Annotated in this window: 17 protein-coding genes; 10 read left to right on the top strand and 7 right to left on the bottom strand. The window is 57.7% G+C overall.

Annotated elements, in window-relative coordinates:
- Nucleotides 1-72 precede the first annotated feature (72 nt).
- A complete protein-coding gene (locus tag GTP90_RS00295; RefSeq protein WP_012077404.1) occupies nt 73-3,102 on the bottom strand; it encodes a Tn3 family transposase in 3,030 nt (1,009 codons plus the stop codon).
- Nucleotides 3,099-3,677 (bottom strand): recombinase family protein, encoded by a 579-nt coding sequence (locus tag GTP90_RS00290; protein WP_013521166.1) that lies wholly within the window; start codon nt 3,675-3,677, stop codon nt 3,099-3,101. Before GTP90_RS00290 ends, GTP90_RS00295 begins: the two co-directional genes overlap by 4 nt.
- Before the next feature lie 253 nt (nt 3,678-3,930).
- Here GTP90_RS00290 and GTP90_RS00285 point away from each other — a divergent pair, with 253 nt between their 5' ends.
- The 4 genes from GTP90_RS00285 (at nt 3,931) to GTP90_RS00270 (ending at nt 5,559) form a co-directional block, all read left to right on the top strand.
- Nucleotides 3,931-4,209 carry a hypothetical protein gene (locus GTP90_RS00285; RefSeq protein ID WP_011342941.1) on the top strand — a complete coding sequence of 93 codons (279 nt, stop codon included), beginning with the start codon at nt 3,931-3,933 and terminating at the stop codon, nt 4,207-4,209.
- A complete protein-coding gene (locus GTP90_RS00280; RefSeq protein ID WP_161081571.1) occupies nt 4,206-4,460 on the top strand; it encodes a type II toxin-antitoxin system RelE/ParE family toxin in 255 nt (84 codons plus the stop codon). The genes GTP90_RS00285 and GTP90_RS00280 overlap by 4 nt, the downstream gene beginning before the upstream one ends.
- Before the next feature lie 48 nt (nt 4,461-4,508).
- Entirely contained in the window at nt 4,509-5,069 is a 561-nt protein-coding gene (locus GTP90_RS00275; protein WP_011514928.1) for a chlorite dismutase family protein, read from the top strand.
- A gap of 133 nt (nt 5,070-5,202) precedes the next feature.
- Nucleotides 5,203-5,559, top strand: coding sequence for a cupin domain-containing protein (locus GTP90_RS00270; RefSeq protein WP_012435589.1), 357 nt, complete (start codon nt 5,203-5,205; stop codon nt 5,557-5,559).
- A 427-nt stretch (nt 5,560-5,986) separates the two neighbouring features.
- Here GTP90_RS00270 and GTP90_RS00265 read toward each other — a convergent pair whose 3' ends face one another.
- Entirely contained in the window at nt 5,987-6,286 is a 300-nt protein-coding gene (locus tag GTP90_RS00265) for a MerR family transcriptional regulator (RefSeq protein ID WP_161081570.1), read from the bottom strand.
- A gap of 65 nt (nt 6,287-6,351) precedes the next feature.
- Between GTP90_RS00265 and GTP90_RS00260 the strand changes: the two genes are divergently transcribed.
- The 3 genes from GTP90_RS00260 to GTP90_RS36730 are packed head-to-tail and all read left to right on the top strand — an operon-like array spanning nt 6,352 to nt 7,215.
- Nucleotides 6,352-6,696 (top strand): mercuric transporter MerT family protein, encoded by a 345-nt coding sequence (locus tag GTP90_RS00260; protein WP_161081569.1) that lies wholly within the window; start codon nt 6,352-6,354, stop codon nt 6,694-6,696.
- An 11-nt stretch (nt 6,697-6,707) separates the two neighbouring features.
- Nucleotides 6,708-6,983 carry a mercury resistance system periplasmic binding protein MerP gene (gene merP / locus GTP90_RS00255; RefSeq protein ID WP_161081568.1) on the top strand — a complete coding sequence of 92 codons (276 nt, stop codon included), beginning with the start codon at nt 6,708-6,710 and terminating at the stop codon, nt 6,981-6,983.
- 4 nt (nt 6,984-6,987) lie between these two features.
- Nucleotides 6,988-7,215: a GDCCVxC domain-containing (seleno)protein gene (locus GTP90_RS36730; RefSeq protein WP_254451675.1), complete on the top strand. Its 228-nt coding sequence runs from the start codon at nt 6,988-6,990 to the stop codon at nt 7,213-7,215.
- A 124-nt stretch (nt 7,216-7,339) separates the two neighbouring features.
- Here the strand turns inward: GTP90_RS36730 and GTP90_RS00250 are convergent, their stop codons facing one another.
- From GTP90_RS00250 to GTP90_RS00240, 3 genes are all read right to left on the bottom strand, one after another.
- Nucleotides 7,340-7,765 carry a hypothetical protein gene (locus GTP90_RS00250; RefSeq protein ID WP_161081567.1) on the bottom strand — a complete coding sequence of 142 codons (426 nt, stop codon included), beginning with the start codon at nt 7,763-7,765 and terminating at the stop codon, nt 7,340-7,342.
- Nucleotides 7,766-8,103: 338 nt separating this feature from the next.
- Nucleotides 8,104-8,490, bottom strand: coding sequence for a hypothetical protein (locus tag GTP90_RS00245; protein ID WP_217431917.1), 387 nt, complete (start codon nt 8,488-8,490; stop codon nt 8,104-8,106).
- A gap of 55 nt (nt 8,491-8,545) precedes the next feature.
- Nucleotides 8,546-9,220: a hypothetical protein gene (locus GTP90_RS00240; protein WP_161081566.1), complete on the bottom strand. Its 675-nt coding sequence runs from the start codon at nt 9,218-9,220 to the stop codon at nt 8,546-8,548.
- 196 nt (nt 9,221-9,416) lie between these two features.
- Here GTP90_RS00240 and GTP90_RS00235 point away from each other — a divergent pair, with 196 nt between their 5' ends.
- Together GTP90_RS00235 and GTP90_RS00230 are read left to right on the top strand one after the other, a co-directional pair.
- Nucleotides 9,417-10,367 carry a DNA-binding protein gene (locus tag GTP90_RS00235; RefSeq protein ID WP_161081565.1) on the top strand — a complete coding sequence of 317 codons (951 nt, stop codon included), beginning with the start codon at nt 9,417-9,419 and terminating at the stop codon, nt 10,365-10,367.
- A gap of 2 nt (nt 10,368-10,369) precedes the next feature.
- Nucleotides 10,370-11,857, top strand: coding sequence for a tyrosine-type recombinase/integrase (locus tag GTP90_RS00230; protein WP_161081564.1), 1,488 nt, complete (start codon nt 10,370-10,372; stop codon nt 11,855-11,857).
- Between the two features lie 44 nt (nt 11,858-11,901).
- Here GTP90_RS00230 and GTP90_RS00225 read toward each other — a convergent pair whose 3' ends face one another.
- On the bottom strand, nt 11,902-12,525 hold the full coding sequence (locus GTP90_RS00225; RefSeq protein ID WP_161081563.1) for a hypothetical protein: 624 nt from the start codon (nt 12,523-12,525) through the stop codon (nt 11,902-11,904).
- Nucleotides 12,526-13,089: 564 nt separating this feature from the next.
- Here GTP90_RS00225 and GTP90_RS00220 point away from each other — a divergent pair.
- Nucleotides 13,090-14,922 carry an alkaline phosphatase family protein gene (locus tag GTP90_RS00220; RefSeq protein ID WP_161081562.1) on the top strand — a complete coding sequence of 611 codons (1,833 nt, stop codon included), beginning with the start codon at nt 13,090-13,092 and terminating at the stop codon, nt 14,920-14,922.
- The last annotated feature ends 56 nt before the right edge of the window (nt 14,923-14,978 follow it).

Here is a 14,978-nt window from a genome sequence, read left to right as displayed (position 1 = left end):
CTGTGAGAGCGGTTTTCATCGCCTGAAGATCGGCCAGTTTGGGGTTCTAAGCCAGAACCGCCGAAATTTCCGTCATCCCAGCTCCAGCCCCGCCACGAGCGCATCCAGGTCGATCATCTTGCCGTCGCTCTGGAAGGTGTAATGCCCGTTCAGCAGGATGTGCCGCCAGGCCGCCGGCGATATCTGGGTCAGGAGAGCGTGCGCCTTGGCGTTGCCGCTCGCCTCGTACTTCATCAGCAGCCGCGAGAGGATGGCCGAGTTGTAGAAGATGACCGCGTTGGCGATCAGCCTGGCGCACTGGTTGCTGATCTCAATTTCGATGTCGGTGCGCCCGGTCAATTCCTTCTTGCCGCCGACCTGGGCGATGGTTGAGCGTAGCTGGTGATAGGACTCGATGCGGTTCTGTGAGCGGTGAACGTTGCGCTCCAGTTGCGGATCGCGCAGGTAGCGCAGCGTGTAGATGCTGCGGATGAGCTTGTCGAACTCGAACACCGCGCGCCGCGTGGGGTTCGGCGCGGTGTAGGTGCATAGCTTGCGGATCAGCGTGCCCTGCGTCATCTCCTTCAGTCCGAGCGTGGCGACAATCTGGTCGAGGTTCGGCTTCTCGCTGACTATGAGATCGCGGTCGATTCTCCCGGCCGGCCGGATCAGGCACTGATCGTACAGCGCCGGATCGTCGGCACTGTAGAGTTCCTTCAACTGATCGCCAAGGTCGGTGAAGCGCGGCTCGAAACGCAGGCCGAACCAGTGCAGGATAGCGAAGTTGGCCTTGTTGACGCTGTGCATGTCGCCGGTGATCGCGGTCGGCACGATGTCCGACGTGTTGCGATACCAGATGTCGAACACGTGATGGGCCTCGTAATCGTGCGCGCCGATCAGGTAGCCGTTGAGCGGCACGTGGTTGCACAGCAGCGTGTAGGCGACCACGCCCTTGCCGCGCCCAAAGTATTTGCGCGAGTGGCGCGCTTTCACGGTCGGCCGCTCGACGCCGAATTTCTGACCATCGACGGCACCGTACAGTGCATCGAGGTCGAACGAGTAGTACGGGAAGATCGGCAGCGCGGCGATGGCGTTGCTGATGCAGTCGTTGGCCGCGTGCAGCGTTGCGTGGCGCAGGTACTGTTGGTAGGCGCTCTCCAGCACGTGGTACGGGATGTCGCTGGTGCGTGCCATGACCTGGTTGCCGTGGTTCATCGCCTGCGCGATGATGACCGCCATCAGGCTGTCGGCGTCGGCGACCTTCTTCGCATAGCGCGGCTGCAAAGGCGTCAGCGCCGACAGGAACTGGCACTGGCCGTTGACGAAGCGGAACACGTCGGCCACGTCGCAGAACGGCAGTTGCTCGTAGAACGCCTTCTCGCGCGCCTTCTGGTTCTCGCCCTTGGGCTTGCGCCATGTCAGCTTCTGCGTGTCCTTGTCGTATTCTAGGTGCGTCAGCTTGCCCTGCTTCAGCTCGCGGTTGAAGGCCAGCCACTGAGCGCGCAGCTCGGTCGCGAGCGCATCGAGCTGGGCATCGAGTGGCTGCCGCAGGAACGGGATGTCGATCTGCGCCAGCACGGCGGCCTTCTCATCCAGCGAAACCAGCTCGTCGGAAAAATGCCGGTGCTGCAAGCTGTCGTCGAGGTAGAGTTCACCCGACTGGAAGCGCTTCCTGACCTGGCGGTACAGCCAGAACTCGTAGCGGTCGGCATGCAGGTCCGTCGGCTTGCCATCGGCATCGAAGGTCAGCAGGTACGGTCGCAAGCGTTTCGGCAGCGTGGCCGCTGGACATTCGGCGAGCGGCCGTTGCGATAGGCGCTGCTGTTTGGCGAACACGTCCTTGGCCCAGGCCAGCGCCACGAGCCACGGGCTGCCCGGATCAGTGCCAGCGAGGTCGAGCGCGACATACAGCGGCCGAAGATGGCGGCGGATGCGCTCAGCCAGGCCGTCCACCGCCTGCCAGTGCAAAGCCAGCTTGCTCACCGGCTTCACGCTCATGCGCTGCGCGGTGGTTTGCAGCGTATCGCGGGGCATGATTTTGTAGGCGCGCTGGCGCACATCGCCGAACGGCGTGGGATCGGGCACGCTGTCGTCGATGTAAAGCGACAGCAGGCGGCCGACCTGCGGTGTGTCTTGCTGACGGCGCACCTGCTCGGCGACAAAGGATTGCTTTGCGCCCGCACTGCTTTCGTCCTCCAACTGCTTCATGTGGTAGGCCATCGCATCGACCAGGTTGTCGGAAAGCTGCCGGTAGCGCACCCAGGCATAGCAAAGCAGGTAGAGGTAGGTCTGATCGGCCTTCAGGTTGCGTAGATCGTGGACGGTGTAGAAGTTCGCCAGGCTGGCGTAGTACAGCAGATTCTGCTGCGAGACGCCGAGCTTGGGCAGCAGCGCCTTGGCGATCCGGTGCAGCGGCTCCAGCGTGGCGCGCTTTTCGCGTTCGCGGGCCATCTGACGCCAGCCAAAGTCCTTGGCGTCCTGCTTGAGCGCCGCCAATTGCGACAGGGTGTCGTCACGCACTAGAAGCCGACCCAGCGCGGCCTTGGCCGATTCGTCCAACACTTCCGACAGCAGGCCAGCCAGCCGCCGACGCTCGGCGGACAGGGCTTCGCTCACCAGCTCTTGCAGGGTGGTATAGCCGGGCCGGATGATCTTGTGCTCGTTTAGCCAGACGATCAGCTCGGCGGCGATGAACCCCGGCATCACGTCGCGCCGCACGGTCTGCGCGGCCTGCTGCGCGAGCTGCGCCAGGAACTCGGCCGCCCACGGCCGGTAGCCGAACAGATCGGCAATCCACTCGCGCTGGGTGTAGTGCTCGTGCTTGGAGATTGGCTTGTGCTCGAAGGACTCGCCGTGGAAGTAGCGGCTCAGCACGAAGGCGCAATCGTGCTCGACCTCACTCCAGTCGAAGCGGAAGAAGGCATGCTTGGCCTTGAAGTAACCGATCTGCAAGATGCAATAGACCTGTGCATGGAGACCAGGCCGGCTGCTGGCGAGCGCCAGTTCGGTTTCAGTCAACGCCAAGTATTCCAGCCGCTGGGCGTCGTCGAAGTCCGGCAGGCCGTACAGGGCTTCCTGCTCGGCGTCCGACAGGACGGTCAATCGTTCGCTCTTGGTCGTCATCGCGATGACGCTCCACGAGAGCCCGTCCAACCAACCCGTGCCAGGGTCTCGATCAGCGTGGTTCGCTTGACGCCGAAGTTGCGGCACACCGCCGCCTTGGACATGCCGCCATCGAGCGCAGCGACGATGGCCTCCAGCTTCTCGCCGGTGATCGCCTGCGGCCGGCCGCCGATCCGGCCGCGTTTGCGGGCGGCAGCCAGACCGGCGACGACACGTTCCTGGATCAAGGCGCGTTCGTACTGCGCGAGCGCGCCGAACACCTGGAACAGAAACTCGCCCGAGGGCGTCGTGGTATCCAGGTTCTCCGTCAGCGAGCGGAACGCCACCTGCTTTTCCTTGAGCGAGGTCACGATGGCGAGCAAGTGCGACAACGAACGGCCGAGCCGGTCGAGCTTCCACACGACCAACACGTCGCCAGGGCGAACGAATTCGAGCGCCCGCGCCAGGCCCGCGCGGTCGTCCTTCGCGCCGGAAGCATGATCCTCGAACAGATGCCGCGCATCGACGCCGACGGCGAGCAGCGCATCGCGCTGCAAGTTCGTGCTCTGGCGGTCGGAGTCCGACGACACGCGCATGTAACCTACCAACATAAGCGGAAAACCATTAAGACGAGGTTTCCGTATGGTAGCGTCTGGCGACAGAGTTTTCCGCACAATTTTGCGGCCACTCGGAGGTTGGTGCAGAGGATCGTTGAAGGCCTGTCGAAAAACAAATGTTTTCCGACAGGCCTTGGCCTAGCGCACGCCCGCCTTGCAGCGTTCTGTGAATAGCGCTTAGTAATGACGGCGTATATACTTTGTTAGTATCAAGTGGCAGGAGGCCCCGATCATGTCAAAACAAGCCGTTTTCACGATGAAGCTGGAGCCTGAGTTGCGCGCCGAGTTTATGGCCGAAGCCGAGGCGGCCCATCGCCCGGCGTCGCAAGTGCTGCGCGAGCTGATGCGCGAGTTCGTTCAGCGCCAGCGCGAGTCGCGCGAGTACGACGAGTTCCTGCGCCGCAAGGTCGAAGCCGGCCGGGCTTCGATGCGCGCTGGATTGGGGCGGTCGAACGATGAAGTTGAGGCCGAATTCGCCGCACGGCGTGCCAGTGTGGCGAGCCAGGCGTGAGGGTTGTTTGGACGCCCGAAGCGCAGCAAGACCGTGCCGATGTGTGGGACTACATCGCAGCCGACAATCCGCGCGCGGCGGCCCGGATGGATGAGATTTTCAGCGACGCGGCCGCCCGCTTGATCCAGCACCCCATGCTGGGCAAGCCGGGAAAGATTCCCGGGACCCGCGAGTTGATCCCGCACGAAAGCTATCGCCTGGTGTATCATTGCGCGGAGGCGATGATGCACAATCACGGGATCGGCAGATAGGTTCTTCGAAGCTGCAAGAGTTAAAACATTCACACATGAAAGATTGAAATGGATACACGATTATTTGCTTTCGTCGGCGCAGACATTGGCCCTTGGCGGATTGTCAGGGCCGAAACGAGAGTTGGCGAGCCCCTGCCTGAAGCCAAAAGGCTCAACGTCGTATCCGCTTCAGAGTTGCAGTCTGAAACCAATGCACCCTGGATACTTCGTGGAATAACCAGCAATGAACGATATGTCATGCGCGCAGAGAAGAATGAAATTGTAGCGAAGCAGCAAGGTCTGGCGCGCCCAGAAGCAACGTGCGGTGCGCTAATACCGATCCGGAAGAACGCAGCTTGGTGGGAGCTCACGCAAGACGAACGCCGGAGCGTTTTCGAACAGTCGAAGCACGTCCAAATCGGGCTTCAGTATTTGCCTGCAGTAGCGCGCAAGCTCCACCACTGCCGCGACCTCTCAGAGAATGAACCGTTCGATTTTCTGAATTGGTTCGAATACGCGCCAATTCATGAGGTTGAGTTCAACAGGCTGCTTTCCGAACTGCGTGCGTCAGAGGAATGGAAATACGTCGACCGAGAAGTCGATATTCGTCTTACGCAAGCACAGGTCTAACCCGCCGATGAACACGGACCCCCAACAGCGGCGCGTTGCGCCGCCGTTTCGGGCCGGTTATCGGCAACGTAGAACTCTCGGATACAGTTGTTCTGTAATAACTTCTCAAGCCAAATTGATTTTTGGAGTGGATATGGAAATGGAATCAAGAATATTTTCGGTAACAGAATATATTCGTCCGTCTGACGGCGAACCAATTCGTTCAGTGGTTCTGGAAACCAAGGACTCAGCAGTTGTTGTTTGGCATGCCCATCCTGGGCAAGAAATAACCGCTCATGTTCACCCGGACGGCCAAGATACTTGGACGGTTATCTCTGGAGAGGCTGAGTATTACCAAGGAGGCGGCAAAGTCGCTCATCTAAAGGCTGGAGATATTGCCATAGCAAAACCTGGCCAAGTGCATGGCGCTCTAAATACTAGTCCAGTGCCGTTTGTATTTGTCTCAGTGGTTGCATCTGGCAACGCGGGTTTTGCGTTGGCTGAAAAATAGTCTTTCTCAAATGTGTGCCCCAGAGAGTTCTAACCCATCCATCAACACGGACGCTGCGCGATGAAGCCGCGCCGCGCCGGCTAACTCCACGTTGAGCGTCAGCTTTCCATATGTCTGGGGGTCTGCAACGGGTCGGGTGCCGTCGCGTGCGCAGTGTCAAAGCTGACATGACTAATACATGAGATGGGCTGATGCTCGCCGTCCGGTCAGGCAGCTGCCCCCCTGCAGGACTCACAGCAGTTGTATGCCACCCGTCATCCGAGACGTCAGTCGGCCTCATCCAGACCGGAACAATCTGGACGTGACGTCCGGCTGGCATTGCCGTGATCGAAATGGCGGCTAGTGACACGACTGTTGGGTCTACCCCATCGACCGGGCGCGGGACAAGCCACGTTGATCGGCTGACGGAATTTTCGGCGGTTCCGGCTTAGAACCCCAGTTTGGACTCCACCATGGCAAGCTTCTTGGCTGCCAGGTCGCGCGTGCTCGTACAGGTCAGAGAGCCTTCAAGTTTGAGCAGGTTCGTAATTTCGTCGAGAGTGAAGCCAAGTAGCTGCGCGCGCTTGATGAATCGAATTCGACGGATGCACTCTTCCCCATAGGTCCGGTAGCCCTCGTGTGGCCGCGTCGGCTCGTCGATCAGTCCGCTACGCTGGTAGAACCGGACTGTTTCCACGTTCACACCGGCGGCGTTGGCCAAGCGGCCGATGGTCATTTTCTCGATCATGCACTTGACTCCGTATCTATGTACGGAGTTTATCCTATTCTCGTGTAAAACCAATTGGAGTCGCCATGACGATCGGAACGAAAGGTACGCTGGCCGCTGGGGTGCTGGCGGCGCTTGGCGCATCCGCATGCTGCGCTGGCCCGCTCATCCTGCTGCTACTTGGCGTCGGTGGCGGTTGGGCATCGCGCCTTATCGCATTTGAGCCGTACAGTCCTTATTTCACCGGCCTGACGCTGCTGCTTCTCGGCCTGGCCTTCTACAATCTCTACGTGCGTCGACGTGCCTGCGCGCCAGGTGACGCGTGCGCTGCAGATAGAGTCATCAGGAACCAGCGCATTCTGTTCTGGCTTGTTACGTTGCCAGTGATACTGCTGCTGGCATTTCCCTTGTACGCCCCGCTGTTTTATTGAAAGGATATTCCATGCGCATCCCCACCTTCATTTTATCGTTGCTACTGGCTGGATCGGCTTTCGCCAGCTCGCCGAAAACCGTTACGCTCAATGTCCAGAACATGACTTGTCCGGCATGTCCGATCACCGTTAAAAAAGCGCTGGAGCAGGTTCCAGGCGTGAGCGACGTGAGGATCGATTTCGAGCACAAGACCGCAACCGTGCATTTGGATGCGGACAAGGCCAATATCGCGCTGCTGACCAAGGCGACCGCCGATGCGGGTTTCCCGTCCACGATCGGAAAGTAAAGCCATGGCCGATGCAATTCTCACATCGACCCTGACCTGCCCGCACTGCGGACTAAGCAAGCAGGAAGTCATGCCTACCGATGCGTGCCAGTTCTATTATGAATGTACGGGCTGTGCCGTCGTGTTGCGGCCGAGGGCTGGCGACTGTTGCGTCTTCTGTTCATACGGCACGGTGAAATGTCCGCCGATCCAACTGGAGCGTGGATGCTGCGGCCAGCCAGTCGCTGAGTGAACGGCTACTGATCGACACGAATACGCAAAAACAATTATTTTGACTCAAAAACGATTACAAAACGGTCATTTGCTCAAAAAACGATTATAAAATTGTCGTTCTGACATTGGGCGCAGGAGGATGCTCAGCGGTCTGGCCCTGCGGTCGCTGGAGTGGTTGCGATCTTGTCGAGGTAGGCCCGCAGCTGCTCGCCGATTTGCTCCTGTGCCTGCACTTTCGTGGTCGCCTGGGCCAGCAAAAGCTCCAACTCGCGGACCTGCGCCTTCGCCGGCGCGATCTGGCTGTTGGCGTCGCTAAGCCGCTCGGCGAGCAGCTCGGCCTCGGCAATTTTGCTGGTCAATTGGCGCTCGGTATCGGCGGCGTGCATGTGCAGCGATTGTAATGTGTCGATTTTCTGCTCCAGCTTACGGTTTTGCGTCAGTTGCTCATACAGGCCCTGTTTCGTGTGAGACAGCTCTGCCACCAGCTTCGCCCCTTCCTGGTTCAGTCGGGTCGTCTCGTCCTGTTTCACGGCGATCGTCTGCTGTGCCTGCCGCAGTTCGGCTTGCACTTGCTGGATGGGGTTCTTTTGATTTTGGTGTGATTCGCTACGCTATCGATACCCTGCTGGAATAAGCTCTACTTCAAAGGTTAGTCTGATTTTCCGCATAAAATCAATGACTTCCTGATTACCCCAACAAAATTGCTTTTTCCCTGCATTTTTCGCAATTTCTCTTAGTCAAATTACCGAGGGGCAATCACGAGCACGCTTGACTCCTGGACAATGCGATCGAATGCTAACATCACCTGCTTGCGTTAGATTTCACAATACAAAAACTAAATAAATTTATCAGAGAGGCTTTTTGATTTGTGCCGAAATCTGACACGCGATTTGCAATGAATCCTGTTCTACGAATCCAAGTGGCCATGCTTTTCAAGAAGCCTCATCAGAATGGCGTTGGCGTGGGTGAAGTTCGTCAGCTGATCTTGGAGCTGGTAATTCCATTTCGCGCCATGAAAAAGGTTATTGCGGAACCGCCAAACTATCATGAGCACCGTGAGCAAGCAGTCGCGAGGGTCACTGTTGCCACCCTCGATAACCGACTGGACAATCACAGGTTGGTCGGCTGGCCGCAGATGTAGATGTGTGAAGTGGTGAGTGAAAGCGCCGTTGGCGAAATAGCGCTGCCGGAAATAGGCCAGCTCCACGCCGTACTGGTCCGCATCGAGCTCTCCGGCATCGCGCCAAGCATCGACCTTCGTGCGGATCATGTCGGCGCTCGCGAAGTTGCCCATGACCCGGGCCTCGAACAGACTCCACAAAAAAGTGAAGTTGAAGATCTCGGTGAGATCAGCGTTGGGCAGCGCCGAAAACCCTGACCTGGTCGAAATCCTGCAGCATGGGCCGCGCCACCTCGCCGGTTAGCGCCCAGCTGGGATCGACCAAAATCATTTTGCCGTCCGCATCAGCGATGTCGAAGTTCGCGTAGGCCATCCGCTCACCCGGGCCGGGCTTGGGGTGATCAACCGCATTGCGCATCTGAACGATGCGCTTGACGAAGGGGATGGCGCGCGTCACCGACGTCACAAAGGTGTCAGCAGGATCAAAGTTTTCCTTCGCCCATTTCTCCAGCTGATGAAACTTGTGGCCAAAGGCCTTGCCGTAGAAAGGCTCGACCATGTCGCCCGTCGCCGCGATGGCCAGCTTTGCGGACTGCAGGAAGGTGTCACCCTTCGACTGCAGATCACCTACGCCCGGCAACGAGAACGCGCCACGGGCGCGTACATCAGGGTTTGGCGGCATGACGTAGTTGGCCCGCTCAGATTCGATCTCGGCTGCCAAGCTATCTCGGCATTCGACGCACTTGAGCAGGTGGCGCTGCAGGTCAAAGAACTTCTCTTTCAGCGCGTCCTTCTGCTCATCCGAACATTTGAACATATCGATGATGGGGCTGGCCTGGAGCAGCGTGCGCGCCACCGCCGGCGTGGCGCTGCCGTAGTTCGACAGCTTCTGAAACTTGAACATCAGCGCTCCTTTTCAGGTTGTTGGGCCTGGCCGCTCACACAATGCGTGCCCAGTTGGGAAAACCGCCGCCGGCCTGCTTAGAATTGATAATATATGTTATCTTTGATTGTATTTTTTAATAATACCAGTTTAACCTTACATAACGTTATTTTACCGTGTAAGCTTACTCCGATAACCGACCTTTTCGGAGCTTTTCATGCCACGTCCACCTATTGCCACCCCTGACAAAATCCGTTCCACCGTGCTCGCCATGCTGGCCGAAGCCCATGACGTGGCACCTGCTACCAGCGAGCGCTTCCGGCGTATCGTTTCGGTACGAAAGCTTATGGACCGCCTTGGTGGCGGCAATCCGGCCACCGTTGGTCGCGCGCTTAACGAAATCGAGTCGGAAATCGTGATCTCCGGCTTGGCCAACGCCGCGATACCGGATATCCCCACCGATATCGCCGTCCAGATGCGCGGGCTGTGGCAGTCAGCCGTCTCCGCCCAGCTGGATGACGTCTTAAGACTCAAGGCCCAGGCCCAGCAATCGATTGATGAAGCCGATGCCTCGGTCAAGGATGCGCAGCTACGCAATGAGATGCTGCGCGAGGAGCTTGCGGCCCTACGCGCGCAGCTGGCTGGCCGAGACGCGGAGCTGGCGCAAACCCGGGCGGAGCTGAGCACTGGCCACGCACAGCTAGCGGCACTGCAAGGGATCTATGACGGGGTGCAAAGCGAATTGCATGCACTAAGACAGCAGAGTGATACGACAGCGCAAGCACACGCCAGGGAGCTGGCCTCCGCGCAGGAACGCTATGAGGGACTATCCAAGCAGTTGCTGCAGGAGACGGCCCACCAACGGCAATCGATTAAGCAGGATCAGGAGCGCATATCTTCCCAGCTGAAGTTCGCGGAGCGACGGATTGCTGCGCTCGAAGACGGGCTCGCCCATGCACAGGCCGAAGCTGCCAGCGAGCGTGGCAAGTGCCTGACGGCCGTTAGCGAAGCGAACACCCTGAAGGCGATCAATTCGAGCCAGCGTATGCAGCTCGATGAACTGATCCGGGCAACCCTGGCGAAGGCGCCGGCACCGAAGCAGCGCGCGCCCTCGGCGCCGGCAGCAACGTCCAAGCGTGCGGCACCACGCCGCAAACCGGCGAAATAGCCATGGAACGCTGGCTGGATCATGGTGTCACTCCTGCCGCTTTGCTGCCGGAGAGGATCGAAGACGCCCTGACGTACCTGACCCACGCCTTGGGACATGACTGCTACGAGCGCTGGACAATCGCGCGTCTAAAACAGATATTCCCATCACTGGCAGACGCCAAAAAAAGTAAGCCAAAGATTTTCCAGCTGCTCCTCGATCATGACGAGGTAATCCAATGGTGGGCTCACGGCCGGCTGCATACTGCCTTGGCCGCAGATGCACCGCAACCCCAAACCGTTCTCGCTGGCTTACTGCACACGCATCGGCGGCGCTTCAAGATTGGCGCCTTGACGCCGACAGTAGATAACCAGGTGGACGAGGCAAGTCGGTGGCTGTCGTTGATCGAGTCACGTCGCACCGACGTGTTGCTCACCTGGCTGGCCAGACCCGGACGCTTTGTAAACAAGGACGCCGCCTCGAACACAATTGACGCGACGAACGATGCGCAGGCGCTGATCTTGTTCTTGCGCGAGCGGGCGAGCCGCTCACCGCATACGTTGCGAGCGTATGCGGCCGACCTGCGAAGGCTTATTAACTGGGCACGCGACCGTGGGACCGGCCCCTTGTCGGATCTTCCCCGCAACGACCTCTTGGCCTATCGTGAGATGCTTGCCTTGCCTCGTGTGACGACTGGAGCGAGCGGAGAACAAAAGATCCAGCGCACAAGTGATAGCACCCAGGCACGCGCACTGGCGGTGATGGCGAGCGTCTATCAATACTGGTTTGACACCGGCTATCTAGTCGCCAATCCCGCGTCGGGCCTGGTCGCCACGAACGCTTCACGCAATACGTTTTCACCCAGCCGCTTTTTGCCGCCGACCATCCTGGCCGCCTGTGATCAATGGATGGTCGATACCAATCAAGCGCAAGACATCGCGGTGCTGCGCCGCCGAGCGATCTGGACGGCCTACCGCTATTCTGGCGTGCGCCTGGCCGAGCTGGCTTGGGATGCTCTGCGAAACCTGCCGAGAGTCGAAGTCGATGGCAGTGGGGGATGGACGCTCTATGTTCATGGCAAGGGGGATAAAATACGCGCCGTCCCGTTGCCATTGTCAGCGGTCGCACCGATCCGCTCTTATCGGCTGGCGCGCGGACTGAACCCCGACCCGAGCTCCTATGAAGTGCTACCGCTTATTCACGGGTTCAAGGGCGGTGCCCTACAGGCCGGCGGGCTCTACGACGAAATCAAACTGATATTTAAGTCGATCGCCGAAAGGCTGAAGGCTACCGACCCAGGCCGCACAGCGTTGTTAGAGGCGGCGTCTCCGCACTGGTTGCGCCATGCCTACGCAAAGGCGCTAGTGGTTGACCATCGTGTCCCACTACCGGTCGCTCAGTCCCTCCTTGGACATGCCTCGATCCAGACCACGGCCGCCTATGCAAAGACCGACCTGACGCAACTCCGCGAATTTGTCGATCTCAGCTTTAAACAGGACGTGCCACCTTAATTGGACAGTCACGTGCACCCGCCGGCACTTGATTCTTCGCGATCTCAGGTGCGTCGATTGGTAAATACTGCTAGCCCGATAGTCCCGCTATCCCCAATACTCAGATGCAAGGCTCCGATCATTGGCGTGACGATCTGTTCGTAGATCGCGAGTGCAATTGCATAAGCACTTTCCGCTTCTTCTGAGGTGCACACAGCGCCGGCATGAAGAATTCTGTCTCTCTTCGTCTGGAAGGCCTTTGCTTCTTTCATCAAAGGCTGGGCGCTCCCCGGGCGACAAATGCTGTCAAGATCGACGTGTGCCAAGGTTTTGAATAATCCCGCAAGCAAGTCCTTAAAGCGGTCAATGTCTGTCTGCCGTCCTAGCACTTTATTAACCAGGATCTCGGCCAAGGCATCATTGTGCACCAGTCCATACACGACCGGCCGAAGAAGCGTGGACTTGAGTAATAGCTCAAATGCGGAAGCCGAAAATACCAACGCCGGCGCAAATCGTTGTGCCGCCAAGAGCGCCTTCGCCTCCTTGATGGTATTGACCGCAGGGCGCATGACGTCGGGCTGTTTATGGTAGAAAGATTGAAGTCTTTCGACCGTGAATTCCTCTATGACCTGCTGCCTGATCTGCTCGTAAAACTCATCCGTCACTGCATCATGTTCATCGTAGCTCATAGCGGAAATCCACTCAAAAACAATTATTCGGACTCAAAAACGATTAGAAAACGGCTAGTTTTCCAAAAAACGATTATAAACTTGCTTTTGTACTATTCAATTTGACATGGAGGGGAGGACGCAGAATTCGGAAAATATCGTACGCTAAGCCGATTCCTGCCCCAAATGCCGAAAAACCGTAGGCGCCCTAGAGGGATAGAAAATGGCCGCCTGGATCTGCTCCACCTGAATATTCACATCACAGCCGTCGGCCACTTTCACTAAGCACAGCCACGCTTCAGTTACTTGCGCTTCGACGCGCGCAAAAATGTCCGTCAACCGTCAACTTAATTTATGACGGTTGCGCTCCTTGGTCAGCCAATACAAATGAGAAAAAAAGCTGAAATTCTAGTCCGGAATTGTGACGGGCCAATGTCTGATCACCAGCTATTTTGTCAAGAGTACTCCCGTGGCGTTTCAGGTGTTTTCTGCTTGATTTTTGCATTTCATTCAAGCATATTGCGCGCTATCTCTACTATTCTGTCGCAGACCGTTACTTGGCTGCGGCCACTAATCGGAGTTCCAATGACATCACGAAACGCCCGGCTGATTAGCCTGGTCGCCGCTGCGACCTTTTGCACGCTAGCGCATAGCGCGGAGAAACCGCACAACGTCATTCTTTTCGTCCCTGACGGTTTGCGGTCCCAAATTGTTCGCCCTGATACGGCGCCGGCCATGGCGCAATTGCGAGACAGCGGTGTAACATTCAACAATAGCCATTCGCTTTTCCCAACCTTTACGACGGCGAACGCATCAGGGTTTTCAACTGGGCATTATTTGGGGGATACGGGCGACTTCAGCAACACGATCTATGCGGCTTACTCTGTAGCGAGTGCGGGACAATCGATCACGCCATTTTTGGAAAACGATGCGGTTTTAGGCGAGATGGACGAGCATTTCGCCGGCGACTATCTGAACTCAGACACGATCTTAAAACTGGCGCGCAAAGCCGGCTACAACACGGCGGCAGTCGGCAAACTTGGTCCTGTGCTGATATTCGATCATACAGAGCGTAGTGGGCAAGAGACCGTCACTGTGGACGATGCCACCGGCGGGCCAAAGGGCATTCCGCTGGCGCAATGGGTAAAAGATGGACTGGCTGCTGCCGGTATGTCTGACGTCGCGCCAAGCCGGGGCGAGAACGGCAAGTCTGGCAGTGCTACCACGCAGGGTACCTTGAGCCCCAATCTCGTGCAGCAACAATGGTTCGCGGATCTATTTAGCAAGGTTGTTCTTGCCAAATTCAAGCAGGACGACAAACCGTTCGTAGCCGTTTTTTGGTCGCGGGATCCCGATGGCAGTCAGCACAATCAGGGCGACAGCTTGAACCAGATCACGCCCGGCATCAATGGTCCAACGACCATGGCCGCGATCCGCAATGTCGATAGCAACTTGGCCCAAATTCGGGCAGCATTGAAAGAGTTGGGTCTGGATCAGAACACCGACATCATCATCTCGGCCGACCATGGTTTCTCGACTATTTCCAAGCAAAGCACCACCAGCCCATCGGCCAAAGAAAAATACGCCGATGTGCCTGCAACGTTCTTACCGCCAGGCTTCCTGGCCAAGGACTTGTCAATACTGCTTAACCTTCCGTTATGGGATCCAGATCAGCAAAACGCGGCGGTCGCAATTAACACCCATCCCAAGGCATCCAATGGAGTGTTAGGGGCATCCCCCAACAGCCCCCAGATCATCGTAGCCGGTAACGGCGGTTCGGACCTTATCTATTTGCCGCAGGAAAAATCAGCAAAGCAACGCAAGTTTGTACGCGACATCATTAAAGCATTGTTGTCGCAGGACTATGTCAGTGGATTATTCGTCGATCCCCGTCTCGGAAAGTTTGCTGGCACGTTGAGTACTGCGGACATCAATCTGTATGGCTCAGCTGTTACGCCAGCACCATCGATTGTAGTCAACTTTAAATCCTTTAGCAGTGGATGTGCACAACCGACGACGTGCTCAGTTGAAGTCGCCGACTCCGGTTTGCAGCAAGGTCAAGGTATGCACGGCAGTTTCAGTCGTGGCGACACCTTTAATTTCACCGCCGCTTTTGGTCCAGACTTCAAGCAGCAGTTTGTCGACACGGCGCCGATCAGCAATGCTGATGTCGGCCGTACCATTGCTGCGATCCTTAAGCTGGAAGTAGCCGGTCCTGGCAAGTTGCTGGGTCGAGTGGTGACAGAGGCGATGCCCGGTGGTCAAATGCCGAAGGTCAAGTCGCAGATGAAGCAGTCGGCACCAGCTGCCAATGGACTGCGCACTGTCCTAAAATACCAGCAAGTCGAAGATACGCGGTACTTTGATGTAGCCGGATTCCCAGGGCGCACGCTAGGCTTGGATAGCGGAAAACAATAGAGGTTGTCCTAGGACTATGGGGCTCCGCATGGCGGATCTGATGTCGGCGCCCCATT

Source organism: Duganella vulcania (assembly GCF_009857655.1).
Classification (GTDB): domain Bacteria; phylum Pseudomonadota; class Gammaproteobacteria; order Burkholderiales; family Burkholderiaceae_D; genus Rugamonas; species Rugamonas vulcania.
This window is presented reverse-complemented; position numbering and strand designations above follow the sequence as displayed.

Coding starts and splice junctions, on each gene's coding strand:
- GTP90_RS00265 (WP_161081570.1), bottom strand. CDS start 6,286: ATGATCGAGAAAATGACCATCGGCCGCTTGGCCAACGCCGCCGGTGTG.
- GTP90_RS00220 (WP_161081562.1), top strand. CDS start 13,090: ATGACATCACGAAACGCCCGGCTGATTAGCCTGGTCGCCGCTGCGACC.
- GTP90_RS00285 (WP_011342941.1), top strand. CDS start 3,931: ATGTCAAAACAAGCCGTTTTCACGATGAAGCTGGAGCCTGAGTTGCGC.
- GTP90_RS00260 (WP_161081569.1), top strand. CDS start 6,352: ATGACGATCGGAACGAAAGGTACGCTGGCCGCTGGGGTGCTGGCGGCG.
- GTP90_RS00245 (WP_217431917.1), bottom strand. CDS start 8,490: ATGGGCAACTTCGCGAGCGCCGACATGATCCGCACGAAGGTCGATGCT.
- GTP90_RS36730 (WP_254451675.1), top strand. CDS start 6,988: ATGGCCGATGCAATTCTCACATCGACCCTGACCTGCCCGCACTGCGGA.
- GTP90_RS00240 (WP_161081566.1), bottom strand. CDS start 9,220: ATGTTCAAGTTTCAGAAGCTGTCGAACTACGGCAGCGCCACGCCGGCG.
- GTP90_RS00290 (WP_013521166.1), bottom strand. CDS start 3,677: ATGCGCGTGTCGTCGGACTCCGACCGCCAGAGCACGAACTTGCAGCGC.
- merP (WP_161081568.1), top strand. CDS start 6,708: ATGCGCATCCCCACCTTCATTTTATCGTTGCTACTGGCTGGATCGGCT.
- GTP90_RS00230 (WP_161081564.1), top strand. CDS start 10,370: ATGGAACGCTGGCTGGATCATGGTGTCACTCCTGCCGCTTTGCTGCCG.
- GTP90_RS00295 (WP_012077404.1), bottom strand. CDS start 3,102: ATGACGACCAAGAGCGAACGATTGACCGTCCTGTCGGACGCCGAGCAG.
- GTP90_RS00275 (WP_011514928.1), top strand. CDS start 4,509: ATGGATACACGATTATTTGCTTTCGTCGGCGCAGACATTGGCCCTTGG.
- GTP90_RS00270 (WP_012435589.1), top strand. CDS start 5,203: ATGGAAATGGAATCAAGAATATTTTCGGTAACAGAATATATTCGTCCG.
- GTP90_RS00235 (WP_161081565.1), top strand. CDS start 9,417: ATGCCACGTCCACCTATTGCCACCCCTGACAAAATCCGTTCCACCGTG.
- GTP90_RS00225 (WP_161081563.1), bottom strand. CDS start 12,525: ATGAGCTACGATGAACATGATGCAGTGACGGATGAGTTTTACGAGCAG.